Annotated in this window: 26 protein-coding genes; 11 read left to right on the top strand and 15 right to left on the bottom strand. The window is 63.1% G+C overall.

Annotation, left to right across the window (positions count from 1 at the left end; all coding sequences use genetic code 11):
- Positions 1-22 precede the first annotated feature (22 nt).
- Genes WHH00_RS09115 through WHH00_RS09105 form a run of 3 tightly spaced genes read right to left on the bottom strand, consistent with a single transcriptional unit; the run spans position 23 to position 3,067 of the window.
- Entirely contained in the window at positions 23-1,168 is a 1,146-nt protein-coding gene (locus WHH00_RS09115; protein WP_406638194.1) for an FAD-dependent oxidoreductase, read from the bottom strand.
- 1 nt (position 1,169) lies between these two features.
- The gene (locus tag WHH00_RS09110) at positions 1,170-1,820 is read right to left on the bottom strand and encodes a methyltransferase domain-containing protein (RefSeq protein ID WP_406638538.1); all 651 of its coding nucleotides are present in this window, start codon (positions 1,818-1,820) and stop codon (positions 1,170-1,172) included.
- Between the two features lie 50 nt (positions 1,821-1,870).
- Positions 1,871-3,067 carry a type III polyketide synthase gene (locus WHH00_RS09105; RefSeq protein WP_406638192.1) on the bottom strand — a complete coding sequence of 399 codons (1,197 nt, stop codon included), beginning with the start codon at positions 3,065-3,067 and terminating at the stop codon, positions 1,871-1,873.
- Positions 3,068-3,353: 286 nt separating this feature from the next.
- Between WHH00_RS09105 and WHH00_RS09100 the strand changes: the two genes are divergently transcribed.
- Positions 3,354-3,593: a hypothetical protein gene (locus tag WHH00_RS09100; protein WP_406638190.1), complete on the top strand. Its 240-nt coding sequence runs from the start codon at positions 3,354-3,356 to the stop codon at positions 3,591-3,593.
- The gene (locus WHH00_RS09095; RefSeq protein ID WP_406638188.1) at positions 3,590-3,802 is read left to right on the top strand and encodes a hypothetical protein; all 213 of its coding nucleotides are present in this window, start codon (positions 3,590-3,592) and stop codon (positions 3,800-3,802) included. Before WHH00_RS09100 ends, WHH00_RS09095 begins: the two co-directional genes overlap by 4 nt.
- Before the next feature lie 226 nt (positions 3,803-4,028).
- Here the strand turns inward: WHH00_RS09095 and WHH00_RS09090 are convergent, their stop codons facing one another.
- Complete coding sequence (locus tag WHH00_RS09090; RefSeq protein WP_406638186.1) at positions 4,029-5,612, bottom strand: esterase/lipase family protein; 1,584 nt, start codon at positions 5,610-5,612, stop codon at positions 4,029-4,031.
- Between the two features lie 207 nt (positions 5,613-5,819).
- On the opposite strand from WHH00_RS09090, the gene WHH00_RS09085 reads away from it, so the two are divergent.
- Positions 5,820-6,866, top strand: coding sequence for a M12 family metallopeptidase (locus tag WHH00_RS09085; RefSeq protein ID WP_406638184.1), 1,047 nt, complete (start codon positions 5,820-5,822; stop codon positions 6,864-6,866).
- A gap of 379 nt (positions 6,867-7,245) precedes the next feature.
- On the opposite strand, the gene WHH00_RS09080 is transcribed toward WHH00_RS09085, so the two are convergent.
- The 3 genes from WHH00_RS09080 to WHH00_RS09070 form a co-directional block, all read right to left on the bottom strand.
- Entirely contained in the window at positions 7,246-8,058 is an 813-nt protein-coding gene (locus WHH00_RS09080; RefSeq protein WP_406638182.1) for a BTAD domain-containing putative transcriptional regulator, read from the bottom strand.
- Between the two features lie 107 nt (positions 8,059-8,165).
- A complete protein-coding gene (locus tag WHH00_RS09075) occupies positions 8,166-8,315 on the bottom strand; it encodes a hypothetical protein (protein ID WP_172801433.1) in 150 nt (49 codons plus the stop codon).
- 33 nt (positions 8,316-8,348) lie between these two features.
- Positions 8,349-8,822, bottom strand: coding sequence for a VOC family protein (locus WHH00_RS09070; protein ID WP_406638180.1), 474 nt, complete (start codon positions 8,820-8,822; stop codon positions 8,349-8,351).
- A 73-nt stretch (positions 8,823-8,895) separates the two neighbouring features.
- Between WHH00_RS09070 and WHH00_RS09065 the strand changes: the two genes are divergently transcribed.
- Both WHH00_RS09065 and WHH00_RS09060 read left to right on the top strand, forming a co-directional pair.
- Positions 8,896-9,321 carry a DUF3054 domain-containing protein gene (locus tag WHH00_RS09065; RefSeq protein WP_406638178.1) on the top strand — a complete coding sequence of 142 codons (426 nt, stop codon included), beginning with the start codon at positions 8,896-8,898 and terminating at the stop codon, positions 9,319-9,321.
- Positions 9,322-9,415: 94 nt separating this feature from the next.
- A complete protein-coding gene (locus WHH00_RS09060; protein WP_231454301.1) occupies positions 9,416-9,697 on the top strand; it encodes an Lrp/AsnC family transcriptional regulator in 282 nt (93 codons plus the stop codon).
- 16 nt (positions 9,698-9,713) lie between these two features.
- Here the strand turns inward: WHH00_RS09060 and trpD are convergent, their stop codons facing one another.
- Positions 9,714-10,769, bottom strand: coding sequence for an anthranilate phosphoribosyltransferase (trpD, locus tag WHH00_RS09055; protein ID WP_406638176.1), 1,056 nt, complete (start codon positions 10,767-10,769; stop codon positions 9,714-9,716).
- A gap of 112 nt (positions 10,770-10,881) precedes the next feature.
- On the opposite strand from trpD, the gene WHH00_RS09050 reads away from it, so the two are divergent.
- The 4 genes from WHH00_RS09050 to WHH00_RS09035 all read left to right on the top strand — a co-directional run bounded on the left by WHH00_RS09050 (position 10,882) and on the right by WHH00_RS09035 (position 15,249).
- Positions 10,882-11,556: a heme-copper oxidase subunit III gene (locus WHH00_RS09050; RefSeq protein ID WP_217432071.1), complete on the top strand. Its 675-nt coding sequence runs from the start codon at positions 10,882-10,884 to the stop codon at positions 11,554-11,556.
- An 86-nt stretch (positions 11,557-11,642) separates the two neighbouring features.
- On the top strand, positions 11,643-12,431 hold the full coding sequence (locus tag WHH00_RS09045; RefSeq protein WP_231454299.1) for a c-type cytochrome: 789 nt from the start codon (positions 11,643-11,645) through the stop codon (positions 12,429-12,431).
- 96 nt (positions 12,432-12,527) lie between these two features.
- A complete protein-coding gene (locus WHH00_RS09040; RefSeq protein ID WP_231454298.1) occupies positions 12,528-13,601 on the top strand; it encodes a ubiquinol-cytochrome c reductase iron-sulfur subunit in 1,074 nt (357 codons plus the stop codon).
- Positions 13,579-15,249, top strand: coding sequence for a cytochrome bc complex cytochrome b subunit (locus WHH00_RS09035; protein ID WP_406638173.1), 1,671 nt, complete (start codon positions 13,579-13,581; stop codon positions 15,247-15,249). The genes WHH00_RS09040 and WHH00_RS09035 overlap by 23 nt, the downstream gene beginning before the upstream one ends.
- A gap of 113 nt (positions 15,250-15,362) precedes the next feature.
- Here the strand turns inward: WHH00_RS09035 and WHH00_RS09030 are convergent, their stop codons facing one another.
- Positions 15,363-16,133 carry a GntR family transcriptional regulator gene (locus WHH00_RS09030; protein ID WP_231454296.1) on the bottom strand — a complete coding sequence of 257 codons (771 nt, stop codon included), beginning with the start codon at positions 16,131-16,133 and terminating at the stop codon, positions 15,363-15,365.
- A 162-nt stretch (positions 16,134-16,295) separates the two neighbouring features.
- Between WHH00_RS09030 and WHH00_RS09025 the strand changes: the two genes are divergently transcribed.
- Positions 16,296-16,589 (top strand): HPr family phosphocarrier protein, encoded by a 294-nt coding sequence (locus WHH00_RS09025; RefSeq protein ID WP_406638171.1) that lies wholly within the window; start codon positions 16,296-16,298, stop codon positions 16,587-16,589.
- A gap of 83 nt (positions 16,590-16,672) precedes the next feature.
- Here the strand turns inward: WHH00_RS09025 and WHH00_RS09020 are convergent, their stop codons facing one another.
- From WHH00_RS09020 to WHH00_RS09000, 5 genes are all read right to left on the bottom strand, one after another.
- Positions 16,673-17,074: a cytochrome c oxidase subunit 4 gene (locus tag WHH00_RS09020; protein ID WP_231454294.1), complete on the bottom strand. Its 402-nt coding sequence runs from the start codon at positions 17,072-17,074 to the stop codon at positions 16,673-16,675.
- A 2-nt stretch (positions 17,075-17,076) separates the two neighbouring features.
- Positions 17,077-18,798 (bottom strand): cytochrome c oxidase subunit I, encoded by a 1,722-nt coding sequence (ctaD, locus tag WHH00_RS09015; protein ID WP_231454293.1) that lies wholly within the window; start codon positions 18,796-18,798, stop codon positions 17,077-17,079.
- A gap of 10 nt (positions 18,799-18,808) precedes the next feature.
- The gene (gene coxB / locus WHH00_RS09010; RefSeq protein WP_406638168.1) at positions 18,809-19,681 is read right to left on the bottom strand and encodes a cytochrome c oxidase subunit II; all 873 of its coding nucleotides are present in this window, start codon (positions 19,679-19,681) and stop codon (positions 18,809-18,811) included.
- Between the two features lie 186 nt (positions 19,682-19,867).
- Entirely contained in the window at positions 19,868-20,257 is a 390-nt protein-coding gene (locus tag WHH00_RS09005) for an iron-sulfur cluster assembly accessory protein (protein ID WP_066275924.1), read from the bottom strand.
- Between the two features lie 194 nt (positions 20,258-20,451).
- Positions 20,452-21,894: a dipeptidase gene (locus WHH00_RS09000; protein WP_406638166.1), complete on the bottom strand. Its 1,443-nt coding sequence runs from the start codon at positions 21,892-21,894 to the stop codon at positions 20,452-20,454.
- A gap of 93 nt (positions 21,895-21,987) precedes the next feature.
- Between WHH00_RS09000 and WHH00_RS08995 the strand changes: the two genes are divergently transcribed.
- Positions 21,988-22,590 carry a DUF3043 domain-containing protein gene (locus WHH00_RS08995; protein ID WP_400576347.1) on the top strand — a complete coding sequence of 201 codons (603 nt, stop codon included), beginning with the start codon at positions 21,988-21,990 and terminating at the stop codon, positions 22,588-22,590.
- 93 nt (positions 22,591-22,683) lie between these two features.
- Here the strand turns inward: WHH00_RS08995 and WHH00_RS08990 are convergent, their stop codons facing one another.
- Positions 22,684-23,754: a quinone-dependent dihydroorotate dehydrogenase gene (locus WHH00_RS08990; RefSeq protein WP_406638163.1), complete on the bottom strand. Its 1,071-nt coding sequence runs from the start codon at positions 23,752-23,754 to the stop codon at positions 22,684-22,686.
- Positions 23,755-23,813 lie beyond the last annotated feature (59 nt).

Below are 23,813 nucleotides of genomic sequence, written 5' to 3'. Positions count from 1 at the left end.
TGCCCTCACCGGCGGCCCGCGGCTACTGCATGGTGAAGCGCCTGGCGGTCCACCGGTTAACGGCTGGCACCGAAGCAGCGGCGCCAATGGCCAGGTTTCGCAGCTGGAGGAAGGGTGCCGGCAGCGGACGGCCCAGCATCATATTGACCTCGGACTGGCGCCTGGCGATGACGGCGGCACGCCGCCGCCCGCTGTCGAACTCTTTCAGCTGTCCTTCAACTGGCTCTCCCGCCACGCCCCTGCGAATCAGCGGCGACAGGGCGTGGGCAGCCAGCCAGCCAAGATTCATGCCCTGGCCGCCGATTGGGCTGATTTCGTGCGCAGCGTCGCCGATCAGCAGCACCCGTCCCGCCACCGTGCGGCGGGCAAGCGTGGACCTTACGCTGAAGGCGCTCATCATGGTGTTGGTCTCCACATCGGGCAGGATGCCCGTACGCTGCAGGACCAGTCCGGCCAGCCGATGGGCGTCCGCTGTCTCCGCCGGCGTGCCGAGCCGTACCACCCACCGCCTGAGGCCGCCCGGCAGCGGAAAAGATTCAACGATTCCCCCTGCTTCAAGGAACAGGACAGCCATCTGCCCGTGGTCCCCGGACTCGGCAAAATCGCCCATCAGGTAGTGGTCCGGATACGCCTTTGTGCAGACGGGCACGTCAAGCACCTTCCGCAGCTGCGACCTCGCACCGTCCGCGGCCACCACAAAGGATGCACAGAAGTCCCGCTGACCCGCACCTCCAGCAGAAGGCTCGACGACGACGGCGGCCCTTCCGCCGTCGTCGTACAGTCCTGTGACCCTCGCGCCCCTGACGATGGCCCCGCTGTCAAGGGAAAGGACGCGGTCCTCCAGGAGCTGTTCGGTTCGGTGCTGGGGGAGGGCCAGCACGAACGGAAAGGCCTCTGAAACGGTGTTGAAGGACATGCTGGCCACCGTTTTCCCCCCGCTGACTGCGAGGCCTGTACGGATCGGCACGCCCTCCTGCACCATGGCGCCGGCCAGCCCCACCCGGTCCAGCGCGTCGAGGGCGGGCGGGTGGATTCCGATGGCGCGGCTGTGGAGGTTCCGTTCGGTTCTCTGCTCGAGGATGCGGACCGAGATTCCCTCCTGGAGAAGGGACGCGGCCAGGAACAGTCCCACCGGCCCGCCGCCAACGATCACCACGTCGGGGGCCACGTCAGTTCCCCGGGTAGGCAAGGACCTGATGGAACGCGCTGCCGGTCCGGACCACCCAGCCCGGGGGAGCGAGGGCCTTCAACTCCCCGTGCGTGTAGCTCCGGCGGATGGAGGTCAGCCCGTCCGCGCGGATGAAGGAGTGGCGGAAAGGAAGTGCCGCAGCGCTGAACAGGGCGTAGGCTGCCGGGCTGCGGCGCAGATCATTGTGCAGCGCTGTTTTCCGGGCAAGCGTTTCTGAGTGTGCCAGCAGCTCCTTCAGTTGGCCGGCATCGAGGTGGTGGAGGACATGGTTCGAGATCACGAAGTCGTACTGCCGGCCCTCCTGTACAAGGTCGGTGCTGTGGGCTTGCCGGAAACTGACGCCTGGCACGGCAGGCCTGCGGAGGGCGAAGGCGGCGGCGCGGCGATCCGGATCGATGCCCGTGATGTGCAGGGTGAGCCGGTCGTCTGCGGCCCAGCGCGCCAGCATAACGGCAAGATCGCCGCCGCCCGACCCGATATCCAGGACGGTTGCCGGCCGGGAAGTGGCAGCAAGGAACGGGCGCAGTTCCCGCACGTACAGCCGCCGCCATCCCGACAGCACCCGGTTTACTAAGGCGAACTGCCGGTACGTGTTGTCCAGCGCCTCAGGGTCGCAGTCGGGCAGGTCCATGATCTCTGTGGCGCCGGCATCGCGCTGCCGCAGGAGGAAGTCCACGGGGTTCAGGCCACTGGAGCGTCCGCCGGCATCCGTTCCTGCCCCGTGCGCCCGCCTGGGATTACGACTTGAGCCTGCCGCAGTTTGGTGAACAGTGCGGTTTCCACCGTGAGTCCTGGCCCGAACGCCATGGAGCAGATCCGTTCGTCGCCGGGTTCAGGGGCTTGTTCCAGGATGCGTTTGATGACAAACAGGACTGTGGCGCTGCTCATGTTGCCGTAGTTCCTGAGGATTTCGCGGGCCGGAACCAGCTGTTCCGCCGTCAGGCCGAGCCGGGACTCGACTTTGTCCAGGATGCTCCGGCCGCCGGGGTGGATGGCCCAGTGGCGGATAGATGAGTAGGGGAGTGCAGCGAGTTCAGGGTCCCGGGCAAGGAGCGGCTCCAGCGCCCCGACGATGTGGTCGTCAATGATGTGCGGGACGTAATTGCCCAGGACCATTTCAAATCCGTTGTCGCCGATGTTCCATGCCATGGAGTCTTCACCGACGGGCGTGAGGACGGTTTCGAAATGGTCCAGTTGCAGCAGGGCGTTTTCCTCAGCGCCTGGCCTGGCTGTCACGACGGCGGCCGCGGCGCCGTCGGCGAACAGCGCGGATCCCATAATGGTGTCCGGGTCGTTGGAGGTGCGCACGTGCAGCGAGCACAGTTCCGCACAGACAACCAGGACCACCGCGTTGGGGTCGGCCTCACAGAACAGTTTCGCGGCGCGGAGGGCTGGAAAAGCCGCATAACAGCCCATGAAACCGAGGTGGTAGCGCTGGACGGCGGGATCCAGGCCGAGTTCACGCACGATCTTGTAGTCCGGCCCGGGGTTGAAGAATCCGGTGCAGGAGACGGTCACCAGATGAGTTATGTCAAGTAAATCGAGTTCCGGGCAGGATTCGACGGCGGCACGGGCGGCCGCGACGAACAGCTTGGTGGCCTCGCGGCCAAAAATTTCGTTGCGCACTTTGGTGCTGGGATTCAGCAGCAGGCCGGTGGCGGCATCGTAGAACTGCGGGTCTTCAGCCTGGAAATCGTTGGTCATTTCCTCAACGGCAGTAAACCTAGTGTCAATGGCTGCCGCGTCGAAGCATGTGCCCACCAGGCGTGAGCCGAGCCGGGTCAGGCCGGGCTGCGCCGCAAAAACATCCCGGGCCTCGGACTGGATCAGCATCGTTTTCGGAACTGCGGTTTCAAGGGAACGCACGTAGACCGTCATTGGTTCATTCTTGGCGAGCGGCGGGATATTGGCAACGGTGTGCGACGTGCTGACCTGCGGACTTGTCACTGGATCCGGGTCGCTGCTTTATGGCGGCTGCGGCCGCTTCTGCGGCCCTGAGCTTAACGCCGATAATCTACATTATGTAAAGTAGAACACAGTTGGCCATGCAACCTGCTCCCCCTAACGCCCCTTGAGAGACATCCTCTATCGCTCGTCCTCCGGTATCCCGATGCGGAAGAATGCAGGTGATCGGTGCCCGAGTGCCGATAGTTTGGGGAACATTGTGAAGCGGATTATCGGAATTGTCCTGGCAGGGGTCTGTGTCCTCGGTACGATCGCGTTCTTCATCGTCCGGTCCGCCGAGGACGAGGCAACGGCGGATATGCTTGCCCGCGCCGGACGCTTCGCCATCCCGTCAGACTGGAAGCTGACTGACGAAATCGTGCGCTCCGAGCGTTTTCTGTGCATGAGTACCAATCCTTGCCCCAGCCTTCCCGGCAATGGAATGCAGGGAAAGAGTTGAACACAAGCGACGTCACAGCTGTCGTGTCGGGGGTCGGGTTCGAGATGAAGGCCGACACTCCCTGCCAGCGGCCCTCGAATGCAACCGGCAACATCACCATCTGTAGATTCTCCGGCACAGATGGCGATTACACCTACATGGTCAATGTCGCCAGCCCTGGCTTGAACGAATCCCAGATCGTCACCATGATCGTCCGCCCAGTGGACTAGAACCTTGGGAAATCTTGAGGATGATTTCTCTGGCGACTGGATAAACACGCCGGTACCCTGAGATCATTCAGCCCGCATCCGCTGTCTTGAGCCGCAGATCAAGGCTGCAGTCCGCTGAGTAGCCGTTGGGGGTAATGCGGGGGCTGCGGCCGCTCCCCCGCGGCGGCTCCCGCGGGTGACAAGGACCGTGCTGCGACTCCAGACGGATCAGCGGCGCGGGCCGGCTCTAGAGGAGCAGGGTCCGTGGGGTCACGGTGAGGTTGATTCCGGCATTGGGGCCAAGCAGGTCTCTGGCAAATTCCGGGACGGCGATGTGTCCCCGCCAACGGGAGGGTGTGTTGTCTATATCCGTGAGCTGGTCTTTGTCTTCGGGATTCCAATCGCGGACTGCCGTGGAAATGGCACTGTTCCAGGCGGCCCATGCTTTGGGCAGCGGCCCGTCTCTGCCGGGAGGCTCAATATCGACCACCAGGGTGTCCTGCCAGTCCTCGGTTTGCTCCAGGTGGTCGTCGAAGAAGAAATGTCCCTCCTTTTCCCTGATCGACATCAGCCGCAGCCTGAGCGCGTGGCGCAGCCGCGGTACTTCCCGGCCGCCCACCCGGGGCCGGGGTGCTTTCGAGGAAAGGAAAGTGGTCAGCAGCGGCAGCGGCGAGTCGATCGGGTCCCCTTCCCTCCAGTGCTCAATCTGGACGGGACAGAAGTGGGCGGCGCTCTGTTCATGGACCATGACCGGCAGCCCCCGAATGGCCAGCCCCACGTCAAGCTGGAACTCCACCTCAGGGGGTGCAGCTTTGCCGACGGTGAAACCGGCGAGTTCAACTTCAATTTTGAGGTCGCCGAAGAGGAAGCGCTGGAGGTTCTGGTAGCCCTCCTCGGAATTGACGATGCCGTAGCGGCCGCTGTGGCTCCGGTGCACCACGGCCAGCGGCGCCCCCTGGACTGCGGCATTGTCAATCTGGACCAGGCCGTCGCTTCTTGCTCCTACAGCTTTGGACGAAAGGCCCAAGGCCACGTCGTAATCGCCTGGATTCGAGCCGACAAGGCAGAACAGCTCATCCAGCGGGAACCCGTCGTCGGGCATCTGCGTCCCTACGAAGGCCTCCCGGGTCCGTGTCCGCCTGAGGGCCGGCGGAGTGAGGTAGTCATACATCCTGTCCGGCCCGAAGATGTCCGCCCCTTGAACACCAAGGACGTCGCGGATCTTCTCCAGGAGGCCAAAACCGACTGCGAAACGGATTCCGCCATGCGGTGTTGCATAGGTGAACACCCGTGCCACGTATCGGGCCCCGGCCGCGGGGTCGATGGTGCCCTCCTCGCCGGCAAGGGTTTCGGGTATGACCCGCTGCAGCAGCGAGCGGCAAATCAGCCCTCCCATTGAGTGGGCCACCAGGAAGACCTTGGGGGCGCCGGTCTTATTGAGCACCAGCTTGATGAGCCCGAACAGATCCCGTGCGGCGTCCTCGAAGGAGAAGCTCTCCCCCTCCTCGCCGAAGGTATCCGCGGAATCATCGTAAAAACGATGGATCCATACGGATGCCGGGTTTACGGAGCCGGAATCCACGCTGTTCAGGAAGGCCCACTGGTCGCCATGGACCGGGACCTCGTACTTGTGGTCGGAAACGAGCCGCAGCATCGGGGACTCGAACTGGTGGAACTTGGCGCGTCCGTTTCCGTCGGCACGGACGTGGACAGAGCCTTGGCTGAACCCGTAAAACGGATCATCAACGGCATTGTTGATGGCAGAGCCTGTCCCCGCGAATCCGCGCACATAAATCACCGGCAGCCTGCCATCATCGCCGGGGAATCCCATGACTTGTCCCTCCTGCACCACGAAAACGGGCCCTCTTTCAGTAAGAGGTGCTGTGCCTTGCTCTGGGCAGTGGACCACCGCGGGCGTTACTGGCGCGTTACGGAGCTGCCGTTTTCCTTGAATTCGCCGGGCTCAGGCCGTAATAACGCGGCCGTAACGGTACCGCAGTGTACTGGTCTGAAGTGACCAGCTTTCAAGGAGCCAGTAATGGATGAGCAAGTAGCCGCTAATAGCCAGCCAGCTGGTCCGCACTGTGACGTAAAGCCGCAGACGCGCCCGGTGCTCCGCCCGGATCTTTCGACCCGCAGGGAGCGCCTGATCCGCCTGCTAAGGCTCAAATGGGTCAACGGTACCGTCCTGCACTACTGGTTCCTGGATGCTCCGGCTCCACAAAAGGAAGCGGTCCGCAAGGCGTTCAAGGAATGGAAAGACCTCGGCATAGGACTGGAATTCTCCGAAGTGGCAGACCGCAGTGAGGCCGAAGTTCGCATCGCCTTCGACCAGGGTGACGGCTCGTGGTCCTACGTCGGGCGCGACGTCCTGGGGATCAACGCCAACGAGCCCACCATGAATTTCGGCTGGGACCTCACCGACGACTACGGCCGCACCACTGCCCTCCACGAGATCGGCCACACCCTGGGCCTGCCGCACGAACACCAGAACCCCTTCTCCGGGATCATCTGGGACGAAGCCAAGGTCTATGAATACTTCGGCGGCGCCCCCAACCATTGGCCGCAAGAGCAGACACTGCACAACGTCCTGAGGAAGATTGACACCAGTGAAGTCGAGGGATCCTCCTGGGACCCTGATTCCGTCATGGAATACTGGTTCCCCGCCGGGCTGATCAAGGAACCTGCCCGTTTCCAGGCGGGGCTCAATCCGCCGGGAGGCCTGTCCCCCGCGGACAAGGAATGGGTCCGGAAATTCTTCCCGGCACTGCACTCCCGGCTTCCCGTTCTCCAGCCCTTCCAATCGGTGCCGCTCTCGCTGGTTCCGGGCGGCCAGGCCGACTTTGCGCTGGAACCCCAGGCATCGCGCAAATATGAGATAAGCACCTTTGGCGCGGCCGACACTGTTTTGGTCCTGTTCGAGGAAGTGCAAGGCGAGTTGCGCTTCGTCGCCGGAGACGACGACAGCGGGGAAGACCGGAACTCACGGGTCTCCGCCAAGCTTTTTCAAGGCAGGCGGTACGTCGTGCGTGTACGGCTGTACTGGGCCGGCGAGTCTGGACAGACCGCAGTCATGCACTGGTGACCGCGCCGGCCATTCTTGCGCCAATATTTCGGAAACGCGAGCCAACTCCTGATTTTCCTCCAGCAAGATCAAAACACCTGAGAAGGACGCATCCCGCCAAGGAAAGCCAGCTCCAGGCAGACTTAGGGACCCGGGCACAGCCCCGGCCTTTCCACAGGCATTAACTCAACCGGGAGGGGCGAGCGCGACGATGCAAGAGCACAACTGGTCCGAACCGGCCGGGCCCGGCGAAGATCCGGATGCCCCTTCCACAGGCTTGCTCATCATCCGCACCTGGCACGAACCAGGCCATCCCCAGGGCTTCAGGGCACGAATCACCTACTCCCAGGAATCCGGCAGCCGCCAGGACACTGTTGCCACCGCGGACCCAGCCGAGGTGCTAAGAGTGGTTAAGCGCTGGCTGGCCGCCCAGCCAGGAGTCACCGGCCGGAACTAGGCGCTCCTTGACCACGTTCTGCTGCCGTTCAAGGACAGCAGCAAGGAGCTCCCGGACCGGTTCCGCGGGCATCAGCCCCATGTCCTCCTGCAGCTGCTCCCGGTAGCGCTCATAGGCCCGAAGCGCGGCCGCCGGATTACCTCGCTGCAATTCGGCCCGGATCAGGAGACCGACGGCATTCTCATAGAGGGGTTCTATGCCCACGGCAGCCTCAGCGGCCTCCCGTGCCATCCCGCAGTCACCCAGGGCGAGCGACCGCGCGGCAATATCCGTGAAGATCCGCAACCGGTCCTGCTGCAGGTGGCTTTGTTCAAACACCACCCAGTCCTCATACCAGCCGGGAAGCAGTTGCGCGTCACGCAGCTCGTCCAGCAGAGAGCCGGCCCCAGCGCCGAAACCCGCCTGCCCCAGTGCCCGCGCCTGTGCCCGGATCCGGTTCAAATCGACATCGACCTGATCGTTCAGGGACAGCAACCTGCCTTCGTTGACGATCAGGCCCTGCACCTGGCGCGATGTTAAGTGGACGCTGACCCGGAGGCTTTCCAGGGCTTTCGAATCCGGGTACTCGGGCCACAGCAGTCCTACCAGATAGTTGCGTAGACGTGGGCCCTTGATGGCCAGGGCTGCGATGAGCCGCTGCTGCCGTGTTGCGACGTGGACGACTACGCCGTCCCGGCGTAGGCACCAGGACCCGAGCAGGTCCAGTTTTATTTCTCCATAGCCGTCGTCGTCCATGGGAACCTGATTTCGGTACAACTAAAGGTGGTGGATCAGTAGAACTGAGGATCCTCAATTCGATTGCCCTTGTCAATGTGTTCTGTCCCTTTTTTCCAAGGGGAGAGGCCACTATCGGTAGGGCAGAGTCAGCGCGTGGACCCGATCCCCGCCCCTACCAGCGCTCCAACTCCCAGGCCCAGCGCAAAACCAAGGAACGGGCTGTCGAACACGGCCAATCCAAGGGTTATGCCCACAGCAGCGCCAAGCAGGGAACAGATCCAGAGCGGCTTATTCACATGTCTCCTGATGTCATTGCTGCACCGGCGGCGTCACCCGGCATAGGCCCTTTGCAGTTCCGCGATATCCAGCTTCTGCATGCCCAGCATTGCCTGCATGGCACGATGAGAGCCGTGGGGGTCCGGGCCGGCGATCAACGAGGGCAGGATAGCCGGAACTACCTGCCAGGACACTCCAAAACGGTCCTTCAACCAGCCGCACTGGCTCTCGGAGCCGCCGTCGGTGAGCGCCGCCCAGTACCGGTCCACGGCGGATTGGTCCTCACAATCCACCACGAACGAGACCGCTTCCGTGAAGCTGGAGCCCCTGGCACCGTTCAGTGCAGTGAACCCGCGTCCTTCCAGTTCAAAGTCGACGGCGATTGCCTCACCGGCGACACCCGGTCCACCCTCACCGAAGCGCGAAACATTGATGATCCTTGAGTCGTCGAAAACGGATGTATAAAACTGCGCCGCGTCTTCCGCCTGGTTCTCGAACCACAGGCAGGTCCCAATTTTCCGTGGCATACGTGGCTCCCTTCCGGCTCGAGCCTAATGCCGCGATCCACCCCGCACAACGGCTGGCATTAGGCTCGAAACCATGAGTTCCCACACCGGTAAATCTCCAAAACCGCCCGCACTCCCCCGTCTGCTGGGAGCCGCAACGGCCGATGCAGTCCTGATCATGGTGTTTGCCGCCGTGGGACGCGACGCACACCAGCGCGGCGACATTCTGACCGGCGTGCTGCTGACGGCATGGCCGTTCCTGGCCGGCGCGGCCCTTGGCTGGTTGGTGGGCAGGGCATGGCGTGATCCGCTCTCGGTGCGCCGGGCAGGGCTTGCCGTTTGGCTCGGCAGCGTAGCGGGCGGGATGGTTCTGAGGGCCGTGACTGGGCAGACCGTGGTGCTCCCGTTCGTCATCGTTGCCTTGCTCAGTCTGGGACTTCTGCTGGTCGGCTACCGCCTTCTGCTTGCAGGCGCGAGGCGCCGCGGCCGTGTCGCGGCGCCCGACCGGCCTGACGCCTGACCTGTGCCCGTCCTGAGGCCTGGCGGATGTAATAGGCTGGCAGCAGAAGTCCGCCGGGTACTCCCACCGCGCAACAGATCCGAAAGGGTTCAACGTGATCACCGCATTCGTCCTGATCAAGACTGACGCTTCCCGCATCCCCGAGACGGCTGAGGAGATCTCGGCGATCGAGGGCATCAGCGAGGTATATTCCGTGACCGGCGAGTGGGACCTGATTGCCGTTGCCAGGGTGCACCGGCACGAGGACCTGGCCGACGTCATCGCAGACCGGCTCTCAAAGGTCCCGGCTGTTGTCCACACCACGACGCATATTGCTTTCCGCGCCTACTCCCAGCATGACCTGGACGCGGCGTTTTCCCTGGGCTTCGAACAGTAGGAAGCCAAGGCCCCCCTCAGCGGGCGGTCAGGGAAACCCACTTTTCAAGGACGGCCGCAGCGGCGCCCGTATCAATCGATTCGGCCGCGCGGGCAAAGGCTGTCTTCATCCGGTCCACGAAGGGCCCCTCGGCAGACTCATCGAAGGCCACGAGTCCGGCAGCAGCGTTGAGCAGAACAGCGTCCCGGGCGGCGCCTTCCTTGCCGGCAAGGACGTCCCGGACTACAGCGGCATTTACCTCTGCGTTGCCGCCGCGCAGCTGCTCCACTGTTGCCAGGCTGATGCCAAGGTCCTGCGGCGAGAACGTCATTTCACTCACAGCCCCGTCCCGGATCTCCCAAACGGTGGACGGGCCGGTGGTGGTGAGCTCATCGAGGCCGTCATTGCCCCGAAAGACCAGTCCCCTGCTCCCCCGCTGCGCCAGGACTCCCGCGACCAGCGGCGCCATCCTGGCATTTGCGACGCCGACAGCAGAGGCCTGCACTTTGGCCGGGTTGGTGAGGGGGCCGAGGAAATTGAACGCCGTGGGAACAGCCAGCTCCCGCCTGGGGACCGCGGTGTGACGGAATGACGGATGGAACACCTGCGCGAAGCAGAAGGTGATACCCGCCTCCTCGGCGTTGCGGGCAACTTCCTCGATGGTCAGGTCAAGCCGGACCCCCAAAGCCTCCAGCACATCAGCGGAACCGGACGACGACGACGCCGCGCGGTTGCCGTGCTTGACCACCTTGGCGCCGGCTCCGGCGGCTACAAGGGCCGCCATCGTGGAGATGTTGACTGTATTGAGCTGGTCTCCGCCGGTACCCACGATGTCCAGTTTTTGGCCCGAAATGCCGATGGGTTTTGCGTGGGCCAGCATGGCATCCACCAGGCCGGAAAGCTCCTCCACGGTCTCGCCCTTGGCGCTAAGGGCTACGAGGAATCCCGCGATCTGTGCCGGCGTGGCCTCCCCGGACATGATGGTGTCCATGGCCCAGGACGTGTTACCGGCAGTAAGGTCGGTGCCGCTGATCAGTGCCGAGATCACGCGGGGCCACGAGTTGGCGGACGGTGCGGAAGCCTGTGAAGTCACCTCCTGATGCTATCTAGGGTTGGCGGGGACTGACCAATATGAACCCCTGCGGGAACTTTTCCCCGCGAATTCGCGTCTTTGTAGAAAAAGTCCCCCAAAAAGGCGGTTTGCGTTGGGCAGCACGGACTTTTACAGACATAATGTCTATGTGACATCTGCGACCCATGCCCCCAGTACCCCGGCGCACCCCACGCTGAACCGCCCCAACATGGTTTCCGTTGGAACCGTTGTGTGGCTGTCAAGTGAGTTGATGTTCTTCGCCGGTCTCTTCGCCATGTACTTCACGCTGCGCTCAACGAGCGCACAGATGTGGGCGGACGAGACAGCCAAGCTCAACTTCCCGTTCGCGCTCGCCAACACGATTGTCCTCGTGGCCAGTTCCTTCACTTGCCAGATGGGCGTCTTCGCTGCGGAGCGCCTGCAGCCGCGAAGGACCGGGGGTGTGTTCCAGTTCGCCCGGTGGGGAATGAATGAATGGTTTACCCTCACCTTCCTCATGGGCGCCTTCTTCGTCGCCGGACAGGCTACCGAGTACGCGATGCTGGTTTCCGAGCACGTCTCGCTCTCCTCAAACGCCTACGGTTCCGCGTTCTACATGACCACCGGCTTCCACGGCCTGCACGTCATTGGCGGACTCGTCGCCTTCCTGCTCATCATGGGCCGGTCTTTTGCGGCGAAGAAGTTTGGGCACTTTGAAGCCACATCGGCGATTGTCACCTCTTACTACTGGCACTTCGTGGATGTCGTGTGGATCGGCCTCTTCCTGGTCATCTACGTACTCAAGTAGCCAGCTTTGATTCTTTTTCTACAAGAGGCAGAATTTCAGGTAGCGGCTCCCGGAGCCGGCGCAGGATCGAATAAAGGAACCACCACGTGAAGGCACTCTCACAAAAGCGGCGTCACCCACTTGCAGCAATAGCGCTGCTTCTGATGGGGCTCCTCATCACGGGTGGGCTCTACGCCGTGGCTACCACCGTCAACGAGGCGAAAGCCTCCACCACCTCTTACAGCGCAGATGACGTCGAAGAGGGCGGCAAGCTCTTCGAGGCCAACTGCGCCACGTGCCATGGCATGGGCGCCAGCGGCAGCGAGGCAGGTCCGTCGCTGGTTGGCGTGGGAGCAGCCGCTGTTGACTTCCAGGTGGGCACCGGCCGCATGCCGATGCAGATGAACGGTCCCCAGGCGATGAAGAAGCCTGTCCAGTTCAACGATGAGCAGACCAACCAGCTCTCAGCCTACGTCGCGTCCCTGGGCGCCGGCCCGGCGATTCCTGAAGAAGGCCTGCTTGACGAAGGCGGCGACGCCGCTGCCGGTGGCGAGCTGTTCCGCGTGAACTGCGCCATGTGCCACAACGCTGCCGCTGCCGGCGGCGCCCTGACCCGCGGCAAGTTTGCACCTGCCCTGGCAGACGTTTCGGGCAAGCACATCTACGAGGCGATGGTGACCGGTCCCCAGAACATGCCTGTGTTCAGCGACTCCAACATCACTCCCGAAGACAAGCGCGACATCATCACCTTCCTGAAGCAGATCGAGAGCAGCGGTTCCCCCGGCGGCGCCGACCTCGGTTCGCTGGGTCCGGTAGCTGAAGGCCTGTTCGTTTGGGTCGCCGGCCTTGGCGTCATCATCGCATTCACGATCTGGTTGACCTCCCGGACGTCCTGACATCCGCGTCACCGCACACTTCTGCTGATCCGTCAGCAGCTTGATATTAGAAACTAACCCGGTATCCGCCGGGACGAGAGAAGGATGAGGCGAATTATGGGCAACCATAGTGACGGCAGTCCGAACCACTCGGGCACCGTAGCTACGGCTGGTCAGAATGAGGTGGAGAAGTTCCAGGATCCTGGAATTCCTCCGCACCGTTTGCGCCTGGCTGACACGGACCCGAAGGCCGCAAAGCGGGCAGAACGGCAGGTCGCCTTACTATTTGGCATCTCTGTTGTTGGAACCCTAATCTTCCTGGTGGCGTACTTCGCCATTGATCTGGGAGCCGGGGAGTCGAGCATTGACGCCATCCGGCTGCAGAACATGCTCCTGGGGCTGGGAACCGCGTTCGCGATGCTCGGCATCGGTACCGGCATTGTGCACTGGGCCAAAGCCCTTATGCCGGACCACGAGGTTTCCGAGGAACGCCACGCGATCCGGTACGAAGAGGACCGCCAGGCTGCAGTACGCATCGTGGACGACATCGTTGAAGAGACGGGCATCAAGCGCCGTCCTCTGATCCGGAACACCCTCCTGGGAGCCGTCGCCCTCGCACCCCTGCCGGCAGTTGCCATCTTCGGCGACCTCGGTCCGCGTCCGGACAACAAGCTGGCCCACACCTTGTGGGCACCCCAGGAAGGCAAGCTCAAGCGTCTTGCCCGCGACCCCGACGGAACGCCCATCAAGGCATCCGATGTAACCATCGGATCGGCATTCCACGTTATCCCCGAAGGCCTGAACGACCTCCACGAGGGCAAGCTCAACGAAAAGGCCAAGGCCGTTGTGCTGCTCATGCGGCTGGATCCGGCGTCGCTGAACCCCTCAGAAGGCCGCGAGGACTGGGGATACAACGGCATCGTTGCCTACTCCAAGATCTGCACCCACGTCGGTTGCCCCGTTGCTCTGTACGAGCAGCAGACGCACCACCTGCTGTGCCCGTGCCACCAGTCCACCTTCGACCTCACGCAAGAGTGCAAGGTGATCTTTGGCCCGGCCAGCCGGCCTCTCCCCCAGCTGCCCATCGCAGTTGATGACGAGGGCTACTTGGTCGCTACCAGCGACTTCAAAGAACCCGTAGGACCAAGTTACTGGGAGCGTGATATGCATGAGCGCAGCATCAACAGCTGAGCCCGCTTTCGTCGCCAAAACCAAGACAGGCCGGTTTACCGACTTCGTCGACCAGCGTGTTGGCGGTTCCGGAATCCTCCGCGAATTCGGCCGCAAAGTCTTCCCGGACCACTGGTCCTTCATGTTCGGCGAAGTGGCGCTGTACTCTTTCGTCATCCTGCTGCTCTCCGGCACCTTCCTGACGTTCTTCTTTGATCCGTCCATGGCGGAGACGCACTACGACGGTTCCTACGTTCCGTTGAAGGGCGTGGAGATGTCCGTGGCCTACAGCTCATCGCTGGATATCTCCTTTGATATCCGTGGCGGCCTGTTCATGCGCCAGGTCCACCACTGGGCCGCCCTGCTGTTCGTAGCCTCCATCGCAGTGCACATGCTGAGGGTCTTCTTCACCGGAGCTTTCCGCAAGCCCCGTGAGATGAACTGGGTTGTGGGCAGTGTGCTGCTCATCCTAGCAATGGCTGCAGGCTTCACCGGTTACTCGCTGCCGGACGACCTGCTCTCGGGCAACGGCCTTCGCATTATTGACGGCGTCATCAAGTCCATCCCGGTCATTGGTACCTACATCTCGTTCTTCCTGTTCGGCGGCGAGTTCCCGGGTACCGCAGTCATCGGCCGCCTGTACATGCTGCACATCCTGCTGGTGCCTGCGCTGATCCTGCTGATGATCGTCCTCCACCTCTTCATGGTGGTCGTGCACAAGCACACCCAGTACCCCGGCCCCGGCCGCAACGACAACAACGTTGTCGGTTACCCGCTGGGCCCTGTCTACGCTGCCAAGGCCGGTGGGTTCTTCTTCATCGTGTTCGGCGTCCTGGCGCTCATGGCAGGCTTCTTCACGATCAACCCGATCTGGAACTACGGCCCCTACGATCCCTCCCCTGTCTCCGCCGGTACCCAGCCTGACTGGTACATCGGCTTTGTTGACGGCGCGCTGCGCCTGATGCCGGGTACTTTCGGCGACTGGCAAGTGGAGCAGACATGGCTTGGCTTTGTCTTCTCGTTCAATGTCCTGCTGCCGGCCCTGGTGCCTGCAGGCATCCTGTTCACCGTGATGTTCATGTACCCGTGGATCGAACGCTGGATCACCAAGGATGACCGTGAGCACCACGTGCTGGACCGTCCCCGCAACGCCCCCACGCGGACTGCCATCGGTATGGCCGGCTTTGTCTGGTACTGCGTCATGTGGGCCGCTGCCGGTTCAGACCTCATCGCCACCCACTTCCACGTCTCGCTGAACGATGTCACGTACTGGCTGCGGGCGCTGTTCTTCGTAGGCCCGATCATCGCCTTCATCGTGACCAAGCGCGTGGCCCTGGCCCTTCAGCGGAAGGACCGCGAAATCGCACTCCACGGACGGGAAACGGGCCGCATTGTCCGCCTCCCGCACGGCGAGTTCATCGAGGTACACGCTCCGCTGGACGAGTACAAGCGCTACAAGCTGGTGGGCTTCGAGTCCCCTGAGGTTCTCCCGGCCGTACCCAACGAACACGGTGTGGTGACCCGCAAGGAGAAGCGCCGTGCGTTCCTCTCCAAGTGGTTCTTCGAGGACCGTGTGGCCCCGGCTACTCCGGCTGAGCTGGAAGCCGCCCATGGCCACGGCCACGAGGCAGTGGAGGCACCAGAAGCAACGAAGAGCCTGTCCCACTAGGTTCTAAGATCCGACGACGAAGGCCCGGTCCGCTTGGACCGGGCCTTCGCTTTTAAGTTTGCTACGGAAGGGCAGACCTTCGAGTGGGTTCTCCTTTCGAAACCCGCAGACCTCTAGTGGTTCCGGGCCCTGCGCGCACCGGGCCGCTGCAGCGGAACCCATAGCTTGTATCTGTCAGCGCGGTAATACGACACGGAGTAGTCCACCATCGCCCGGGCAACAAAGGCATGGCGCTGGATTTTCAGCAGTGGTGAGCCCACCTCCACATTCAGCAAGCGCGCAGTGGAGGGTGAGGCCGCCGTGGCCTCAATCATGTCCTCTCCCCACTCCATCACCAGCCCGAACTGTTCGCTCAGCACGTTGTACAGCGACGTGGGCGGTTCCCCGTCCAGCAGCCCCGGCACACGGTGCGCGGGAATGAAGTTCTCGTCAACGCTCATCGGTTCGCCGTCCGCCAGCAGCAGGCGGCGGAACCGCACCAGTGGGGTTCCCTCGTCCAACTGCAGTTCGCGGGCCAGGAACGCACTCGCGGCTATCTGCTCGAAGCTCAGTACCTTTGCAGCCGGGACCATCCCGCGCCGCTGCATCTCTTCGCTGTACGACGTCAGCTTGACCTGGAGATCGAGCTTGGGCCTACGGACGAACGTCCCCAGTCCCACAACCCTCTCGATGACCTCTTCACCAACCAGGGCGTCGATGGCCTGGCGGACGGTCATTCGTGCCAGGCCGAACCGCTCAGCAAGATCGCGCTCTGACGGCAGGGCGGAGCCCGGCGGGCAGGACTGGGCGATATAGGAACGGAGGATCTCACGGAGCTGGACATATATCGCTGTTCCGCTGGTCCGGTCAATCTCGCCGGCGATTGCTGCCGCGCTAGATGCCATGGCGGGTCTCCCCTGCGTTGAAGTTCACCCTCCAATTTTAGGGCAGGTCTAGACCGGTACGGTCCGCGTTCCCGCCGCTTGGTAGGGCGGGCCGCCGGACGACTATATTCGTCTGGCACATGTCATTTGGCGGCGGAAGGCCGCAACAAAGAAGGAGTCCCGTTGCCAATACTCAAGGCAGTGGTCAGAGCCTCGGTGGGACTGCACGCACGTCCTGCCGCCGTGTTCGTCCGGGCTGTTACGGAAACCGGCCTGCCAGTGACCATCGCCAAGGACGGTACACCGCAGGTTGATGCGCGGTCACTCCTCCAGGTGATGGCGGCAGACTTCCACCACGGCTGCGAGGTGAAGCTCGGCATCAGTGAGTCTGCGCTGGATGGCGCACAGAGCCGTCGGGATGCTGAGGACGCCCTCCGGGCGCTTAGCGACCTTTTGGAGTCTCAGGGCGCCGCCTGAGGCCATTCAAGGCGCTGATAATAACGACGTCGGGCCCCACCTTCCGGTGGGGCCCGACGTCGTTGTTTTGTACTAGTTTGTTGCTAGTGTGCGTGGTCTCCGCGGCTGTACTCGTAGACCCAGCCAATAAGGGCAACAACGGCCATGCCGGCTGCGATGTAGACGATCCAGAAGCCCACTGCCAGGCCCAGGAAACCCGTGGCGCAGGAGAGGCCCAGGACCAGCGGCCACCAGCTCCAGGGGCTGAAGTGCCCCTGTTCGCCGGCACCCTCGTGGATCTCAGCGTCGCTGCGGTCTTCGGGGCGGAGGCCAACGCGCTTGCCGGTGAAACCGAGGTATCCACCGATCATGCCGGCCAGGCCGCCCACGAGGAGAATGCCAAGGATGCCCACCCACTCGCCCCAGTTGGTCAGGAAACCGTATACCAGGGACACGGGAACGAAGAAGAAGACTCCGGCACCAAAAATCCAGGATTCAATTTTCATTGTCAGTTATCCCTCTGGTCGGCGTTTCCGAGCGTCTGGGCTGCGGGAGCGGGTGACTCAACGGTGTGGACCTGGCGAAGTTCAGGGTGGTGCAGGTCCAGGGCGGGCCGTTCCGAACGGATCCGGGGCAGCGAAGTGAAGTTGTGCCGCGGCGGCGGGCAGGACGTGGCCCACTCCAGCGAGGCGCCGAAGCCCCAGGGATCGTCCACCTGCACCTTCTCTGCGCTGCGCCAGGTGATGTAGACGTTCCAGAAGAACGGGATCAGCGATGCACCAAGGACAAAGGAAGCAACCGTGGAGAACTGGTTCATCCAGGTGAAGTTGTCTTCCACCAGGTAGTCGGCGTACCTGCGGGGCATGCCCTCGACACCCAGCCAGTGCTGGATCAGGAAGGTGCCGTGGAAGCCCAGGAACAGGAGCCAGAAGTGGATCTTTCCGAGGCGTTCGTTGAGCATCTTGCCGGTGAATTTAGGCCACCAGAAGTAGAACCCGGCAAACATCGCGAAGACAACGGTGCCGAACACCACGTAGTGGAAGTGTGCCACCACGAAGTAGGAGTCAGAGACGTGGAAGTCCAGCGGCGGTGAGGCCAGGATGATGCCGGTCAGCCCGCCGAACAGGAACGTGATCAGGAAGCCGATGCTCCAGAGCATGGGGGTTTCGAACGTCAGCGAACCGCGCCACATGGTGCCGATCCAGTTGAAGAACTTCACGCCGGTGGGCACTGCGATCAGCATGGTCATGAACGCGAAGAACGGCAGCAGCACCGAGCCGGTGACGTACATGTGGTGCGCCCACACGGTAACGGACAGTGCGGCAATGGCAATGGTTGCGTACACGAGGCCCTTGTAGCCGAAGATCGGCTTGCGGCTGAACACCGGGAAGATCTCCGAGACGATGCCGAAGAACGGCAGCGCGATGATGTACACCTCGGGGTGGCCGAAGAACCAGAACAGGTGCTGCCAGAGGACCGCGCCGCCGTTCTCCGGGTCGAAGATGTGGGCACCGAAGCGCCGGTCGGCGCCGAGCGCGAACAGGGCTGCTGCCAACGGCGGGAAGGCCATGAGGACCAGGATGGCCGTGACCAAGGTGTTCCAGGTGAAGATCGGCATCCGCCACATGGTCATGCCCGGGGCGCGCATGCAGATGATGGTGGTGATGAAGTTGACCGCGCCCAGGATGGTTCCGAAGCCCGAGAGCGCCAGGCCGAAGACCCACAGGTCACCGCCGATGCCGGGGCTGAAGGTGGTGTTGGACAGCGGAGCATAGGCAAACCAGCCGAAGGACGCTGCACCTTGCGGGGTGATGAAGCCGGACACCGCTATGGTGGAGCCGAAGAGGAAGAACCAGAAAGCCAGGGCATTGAGCCGCGGGAACGCGACGTCAGGGGCGCCGATCTGCAGCGGCATGATGACGTTCGCGAAGCCGGCAAACAGCGGGGTGGCGAACATCAGCAGCATCACGGTGCCGTGCATGGTGAACAGCTGGTTGTACTGCTCCTTGGTCTGCAGGATCTGCATGCCCGGTTCGAACAGCTCAGCGCGGATGAGCAGCGCCATGACGCCGCCCAGGCAGAAGAACACAAAGGACGCGATCAGGTACATGTACCCGATGGTTTTGTGGTCGGTGGAGGTGATCCAGTTGACGACGATGCGTCCCTTGGACTTCGGAACCACGGGAGCTGGAAGGACTCCGGTGGGTGCGGATTGAGTGTACGTAGCCACGTCGCTCCCCTTACTTAATTTCGTTCACGTTCGGGTTGCGGTCGTACTCATTGCCGAGGAGACCCGTGTTGCCTGCTTCGCGCAGTTCGTCCATGTGGGCCTGGAATTCAGATTCCGACACCACCTTGACGCGGAACAGCATTTCGGAGTGGTACTCGCCGCAAAGTTCGGCACACTTGCCGTCGTAGGTGCCCTCTTTGGTGGGGGTGAACCTGATGTAGTTGGTCTTGCCCGGGATCATGTCGCGCTTCTGCAGGAAGGCGGGAACCCAGAAGGAGTGGATCACGTCGCGTGCGTTGAGCTCGAGGTCAACGGACCTGTTCACCGGCAGGTACAGCGTGGGGAGCTGCTCCATGTCAATGGTGTTTCCGGTGAGGTTCGTCTGCACACCGGCTTCGTAGACGTCCTCTTCAATGACGTCGCCGGCCTGGTAGTTGAAGTCCCAGGCCCACTGCTTGCCGCGGACGTCAACAACGACGTCGGCCGGCTCTGAGCGGTTATCGATGGCCTGCTGGTCGCGGTCCGTGAAGTAGAAGAACACCACAACCATGAACAGCGGGATGGTCAGGTAAAAGACTTCCAGGGGGAGGTTGAAGCTGGTCTGCCGCGGGAACCCGACGGTGCCCTTGCGGCGGCGGTACGCGACCAGGCACCAAACGATCAGGCCCCAGGTAATGATGCCCACAACCAGGGCGGCAATCCATGAGTTGACCCAGAGGTCCATGATGCGGTCGGTGTTGCTGGTGGTGCCACGTTCCGTGGGCAGCCACCCTTTCTCTACCTCTGGCGAACATCCGGTCAAAACCAACGCGCCGGCAATTGCCAAGCTTGAGATCGTTGTGATCGTTTTGCGTCGGCTGCCGGTTCGGTTCTGCGAACTCACAGACGGCCCTTCCTACTTGTTGCTGCTGTCCGGGAAGACTCGGCCGCCCCGGGCACACTAAAAGTTTTACTACTCGGTGTAGAGCTTACCGCTCCGCCGGGCGTTTCGCCCACATGTCGGCGCCGTGCCCCCATACCGTTATTTTCGGCAGGTGGCCCGGCGCCGGCATCGGGCGAAATAACCGGCTTAGTGGAACGAATCCCCACAGGCGCAGGAGCCGCCGGCGTTCGGGTTATCGATGGTGAACCCCTGCTTGGAGATGGTGTCCTCGAAGTCAATGGAAGCGCCGCTCAGGTACGGAACGCTCATCTTGTCCACAACAACCTCGACGCCGTCGTAGTCCCGGACTGCGTCTCCGTCCAGGAGCCGCTCATCGAAGTACAGCTGGTAGATCAGCCCGGAGCAGCCGCCGGGCTGCACGGCAACCCGGAGGCGCAGGTCCGTACGGCCTTCCTGCTCGAGAAGGCTGCGCACCTTGCCTGCTGCGACGTCGGTCAGTTTGACCTCGTGGACGGGCAGTTCATCACTGGCCGTGCTGGTGGTACCGGTGCTGTTCTCATTTGTTGCGGTGCTCATTGGCCTACCTTCTTAGGACGGTCTGGCGGCGCCGCGCTGGCGGTGCCTGCCCCTACGGTTTCGGTATGGGCTATAGCTACATGCTACGCGGGGCGGAGGTGTAGCTCTAACTCCTGACGTAACCATGGTTGGTCCCTCCTTGTTCCCGGAGAAAGCCCATAATTTGGTCCCGGCAGCCGCGGCCGGCGGAGGACCTAGAGCCCCTGTTCATTGATCCGGACGAGGAGCAGCGCCTCGGCCAGGATGGCTTTGCGGAAGTCGCCAAGGTGCAGGGATTCGTTGGCGCTGTGCGCGCGGGAGTCCGGATCCTCCACACCCGTCACCAGGATCTGCACGTCCGGATACAGTTCCGTCAGGTCGGCGATGAAGGGGATGGAACCGCCTATGCCGGTTTCCACCGCCGGTACTCCCCAGGCCTCCCCCAGTGCCCACATCGCCAGTGATGCCGCAGGCGATGAGGTGTCGGTCAGGAACGGGTTTCCGCTCTCCCCCGGCGTGAATGTCACCCTTGCACCGAACGGGGCATTCGCCTCCACATGCCGGCGCACGGCATCCATTGCCTCGGCGGGTACCTGTCCCGGCGCCAGCCGAAGGCTGAACTTTGCCCTCGCGCGCGGCAGCAGGGTATTCGAAGCTGCGTCCACGGACGGAGCGTCGAACCCGATGATGGACAGCGCGGGCTTGGTCCAGAGCCGTGAGGCGATGCTGCCCGAGCCCGCCAGCCGGACGCCGTCGAGCACGGATGCGTCAGCCCGGTAATCCTCCTCCGGAAGGTCCACGGCGGCGGTGTCCTTTGCCACCAAACCCTTGATGGCAACGTTGCCCCCGTCATCGTGAAGCGTGGCGATGAGGCGGGACAGCAGGGTGGGCGCATCCAGCACGGGACCGCCGTACATGCCCGAGTGGACGGCGTGCTCAAGGACCTGGACTTCGATGGTCCCGTCAACCAGGCCCCGAAGGCTGGTGGTCAACGCGGGAACGCCCACCTTCCAGTTGCTCGAATCGGCCACCACGATGACATCGGCGCGCAGCAGCTCACGGTTTTCCTCCAGGAATGACCGGAAGGTGGGGGATCCCGCTTCTTCCTCGCCTTCAAAAAAGAACGTCACGCCCAGGCCAAGAGCGCTGCCGAGCACCTCCGAAACTGCCGCGTAGGCGGCAACGTGTGCCATGATTCCGGCTTTGTCATCCGCTGCGCCCCGGCCGTACAGGCGCCCGTCCTTCTCGACGGCGGTGAACGGTTCGGTCTCCCACAGGCCGGTGTCCCCCGTGGGTTGGACGTCGTGGTGAGCGTACAGGAGGATCGTCGGCCTGCCGTCCGCGGCGGGCCTGCGTGCGACGACGGCGGGGCCGCCCGGGGTGCCGTCCGGCTTGTCGCAGGCCAGGATCTGCACATTGTCCAGGCCAACGCCGCGCAGCAGGTCCGCTACGGCTTCGGCACTGCGTTCCAGGGGTTCGCGGTCGAAGCTGGGCCACGCAATGCCGGGGATGGCGACCAGCCCTTTGAGCTGTTCAAGCGTTTGGCCGAAGGACGCGTCGATGGCGGTACGGAGATCTTCCGTCGAGCTGTTTCCGGCAAAGCCCGGGGACGGGCGGGCACTGGGATTCTGCGGCATGGCCGTGGGCGATGAAGTCATGGCCAAAACATTACCCGCGTCACATCCGCCGCTGCGGGGCGCGGCTATGGCCGGGCATCAAATCCGCAGCCCGCCGCAAGGTATTCTGTTCAGGTGTTCGGACGTAAAAAGGAAGCGCCCTCGGCGCAGCAAACAGTAGACCAACAGGCTGCAGAGGCCGCGGCGCGGGCCAACGGATTGAGCGGCAAGGGGGCCCCGACTCCCACCCGCAAGGCACAGGAAGCAGCCCGCAGGCGCCCGCTGGTCCCGGAAGACCGCAAGGCATCGAAGGCTGCCGAGCGCCAGGCCATCCAGGACCAGCGCCTCAAGATGCGCCAGGCGCTGGATACCGGCGACGAGAAGTTCCTGCCCCTGCGCGACAAGGGCCCGCAGAAACGCTTTGCCCGTGATTTTGTCGACGCCCGCTTTAGCCTGGGTGAATACCTGATGTTCGGCGCCCTGGTTTTCGTGCTGGTGTCCCTGGTGGTCCCGGCATCCAGCGACATGATGATCTACGTCCTTGGCGGGTTCTGGGTGATGTTCCTGGCCGTCTTCGTGGATGTGTTCATCCTGTCCCGCCAACTCCGCAAGCGCCTGACTGCCAAATTCGGCGAGGTGGAGCGCGGAACCGTCTGGTATGGCTCCATGCGCTCCCTGCAGTTCCGCAAACTCCGCCTTCCCAAGCCCCAGGTTAAGCGCGGGCAGTACCCAGCCTGACCGGCAGAGGTTCCAATAACGCGAAACCCCGGCGGTTGATCCGCCGGGGTTTCGCGTTTAAAAGGAGGGCGCAGGGGCGCCGCGTTCCATCAGTCAGGGCCGGCGCTTCTTCGCCAGTTCCCGGTTGATGCGCGCCGCCCAGAAGGGTCCTTCGTAAAGGAACGCAGTGTAGCCCTGGACCAGGGTCGCCCCGGCATCCAGCCTGTCCTGGACATCCTGCGCTGTCTCCACGCCGCCCACTGCCACCAGGGTAAGGGCGTCGCCGGTGACATCCTTGAGCCTGCGCAGCACATCAAGGGAACGCTGCTTCAGCGGGGCGCCGGAAAGCCCGCCCGCACCGCACTTCTCCACCTGCTCCGCCGGCGAGGCGAGCCCATCCCGGGTGATGGTGGTGTTGGTGGCGATGATGCCATCCAGCTTGAGATCGAGCGCAAGGCGGGCGACGTCGTCGATATCCTCGTCACTGAGGTCCGGTGCGATCTTCACAAGGAGGGGCACGTGGCGCCCGGCAGCCCGGTCAGCTTCTTCACCTACGGCGGCCAGCAGGGGCCGGAGCGACTCCACATCCTGGAGCAGGCGCAATCCGGGAGTGTTGGGCGAGCTTACGTTGACCACCAGGTAATCGGCGGCGGGCGCAAGGCTGCGGGCACTCACAAGATAGTCACCAACGGCGTCGGCCAATTCAACTGCTTTGGTCTTGCCGATATTGACACCGATGACAGGGCGCACGTCCGGGTGCCGGCGCTGCAGGGCGGCACGGGCAGCCTTGAGGCGCGGGGCCACAGCGGTTGCGCCGTCGTTGTTGAACCCCATCCGGTTGATGACGGCGCGGTCCTGGACCAGGCGGAAGAGCCGCGGCTTCTCGTTGCCGGGCTGGGCCTGGCCGGTGATGGTACCCACCTCCACGTGGCCGAACCCGAGTTCGGTCAGCGCCTCGATGCCGTGCCCTTCCTTGTCGAATCCGGCAGCAAGCCCGAACGGGGACGGGAACGTTAAACCGAAAGCCGTGGTCTGGAGGGACGGTGCGGGCGCAGTCAGCTTTTCCAGGACCTTTCCCGCGCCGGAGCGGTGCGCCAGCCTGATGGCCTTGAACCCGATTTTATGGGCGCGCTCGGCGTCCATCCATGAAAAGGCAAGCCTGAAGAATGTGGGGTAAACGCGCATGCCTCTAGTTTTCCGTCTTGGAGGGCCCAGACCAAAATGAGCAGGCCGAACTGGGAGCG

It is taken from the genome of Pseudarthrobacter quantipunctorum (assembly GCF_045291495.1).
Taxonomy (GTDB): Bacteria; Actinomycetota; Actinomycetes; order Actinomycetales; family Micrococcaceae; genus Arthrobacter; species Arthrobacter quantipunctorum.
Note: the sequence above shows the minus strand (reverse complement) of the source record. Positions and strands in the feature narration are given on the sequence as shown.

Coding starts and splice junctions, on each gene's coding strand:
- WHH00_RS09090 (WP_406638186.1), bottom strand. CDS start 5,612: ATGGGATTCCCCGGCGATGATGGCAGGCTGCCGGTGATTTATGTGCGC.
- WHH00_RS09000 (WP_406638166.1), bottom strand. CDS start 21,894: ATGACTTCATCGCCCACGGCCATGCCGCAGAATCCCAGTGCCCGCCCG.
- WHH00_RS08990 (WP_406638163.1), bottom strand. CDS start 23,754: ATGCGCGTTTACCCCACATTCTTCAGGCTTGCCTTTTCATGGATGGAC.
- WHH00_RS09030 (WP_231454296.1), bottom strand. CDS start 16,133: ATGGCATCTAGCGCGGCAGCAATCGCCGGCGAGATTGACCGGACCAGC.
- WHH00_RS09040 (WP_231454298.1), top strand. CDS start 12,528: ATGGGCAACCATAGTGACGGCAGTCCGAACCACTCGGGCACCGTAGCT.
- WHH00_RS09035 (WP_406638173.1), top strand. CDS start 13,579: ATGAGCGCAGCATCAACAGCTGAGCCCGCTTTCGTCGCCAAAACCAAG.
- WHH00_RS09105 (WP_406638192.1), bottom strand. CDS start 3,067: ATGACGGTCTACGTGCGTTCCCTTGAAACCGCAGTTCCGAAAACGATG.
- WHH00_RS09070 (WP_406638180.1), bottom strand. CDS start 8,822: ATGCCACGGAAAATTGGGACCTGCCTGTGGTTCGAGAACCAGGCGGAA.
- WHH00_RS09005 (WP_066275924.1), bottom strand. CDS start 20,257: ATGAGCACCGCAACAAATGAGAACAGCACCGGTACCACCAGCACGGCC.
- WHH00_RS09110 (WP_406638538.1), bottom strand. CDS start 1,820: ATGGACCTGCCCGACTGCGACCCTGAGGCGCTGGACAACACGTACCGG.
- WHH00_RS09085 (WP_406638184.1), top strand. CDS start 5,820: ATGGATGAGCAAGTAGCCGCTAATAGCCAGCCAGCTGGTCCGCACTGT.
- WHH00_RS09020 (WP_231454294.1), bottom strand. CDS start 17,074: ATGAAAATTGAATCCTGGATTTTTGGTGCCGGAGTCTTCTTCTTCGTT.
- WHH00_RS09065 (WP_406638178.1), top strand. CDS start 8,896: ATGAGTTCCCACACCGGTAAATCTCCAAAACCGCCCGCACTCCCCCGT.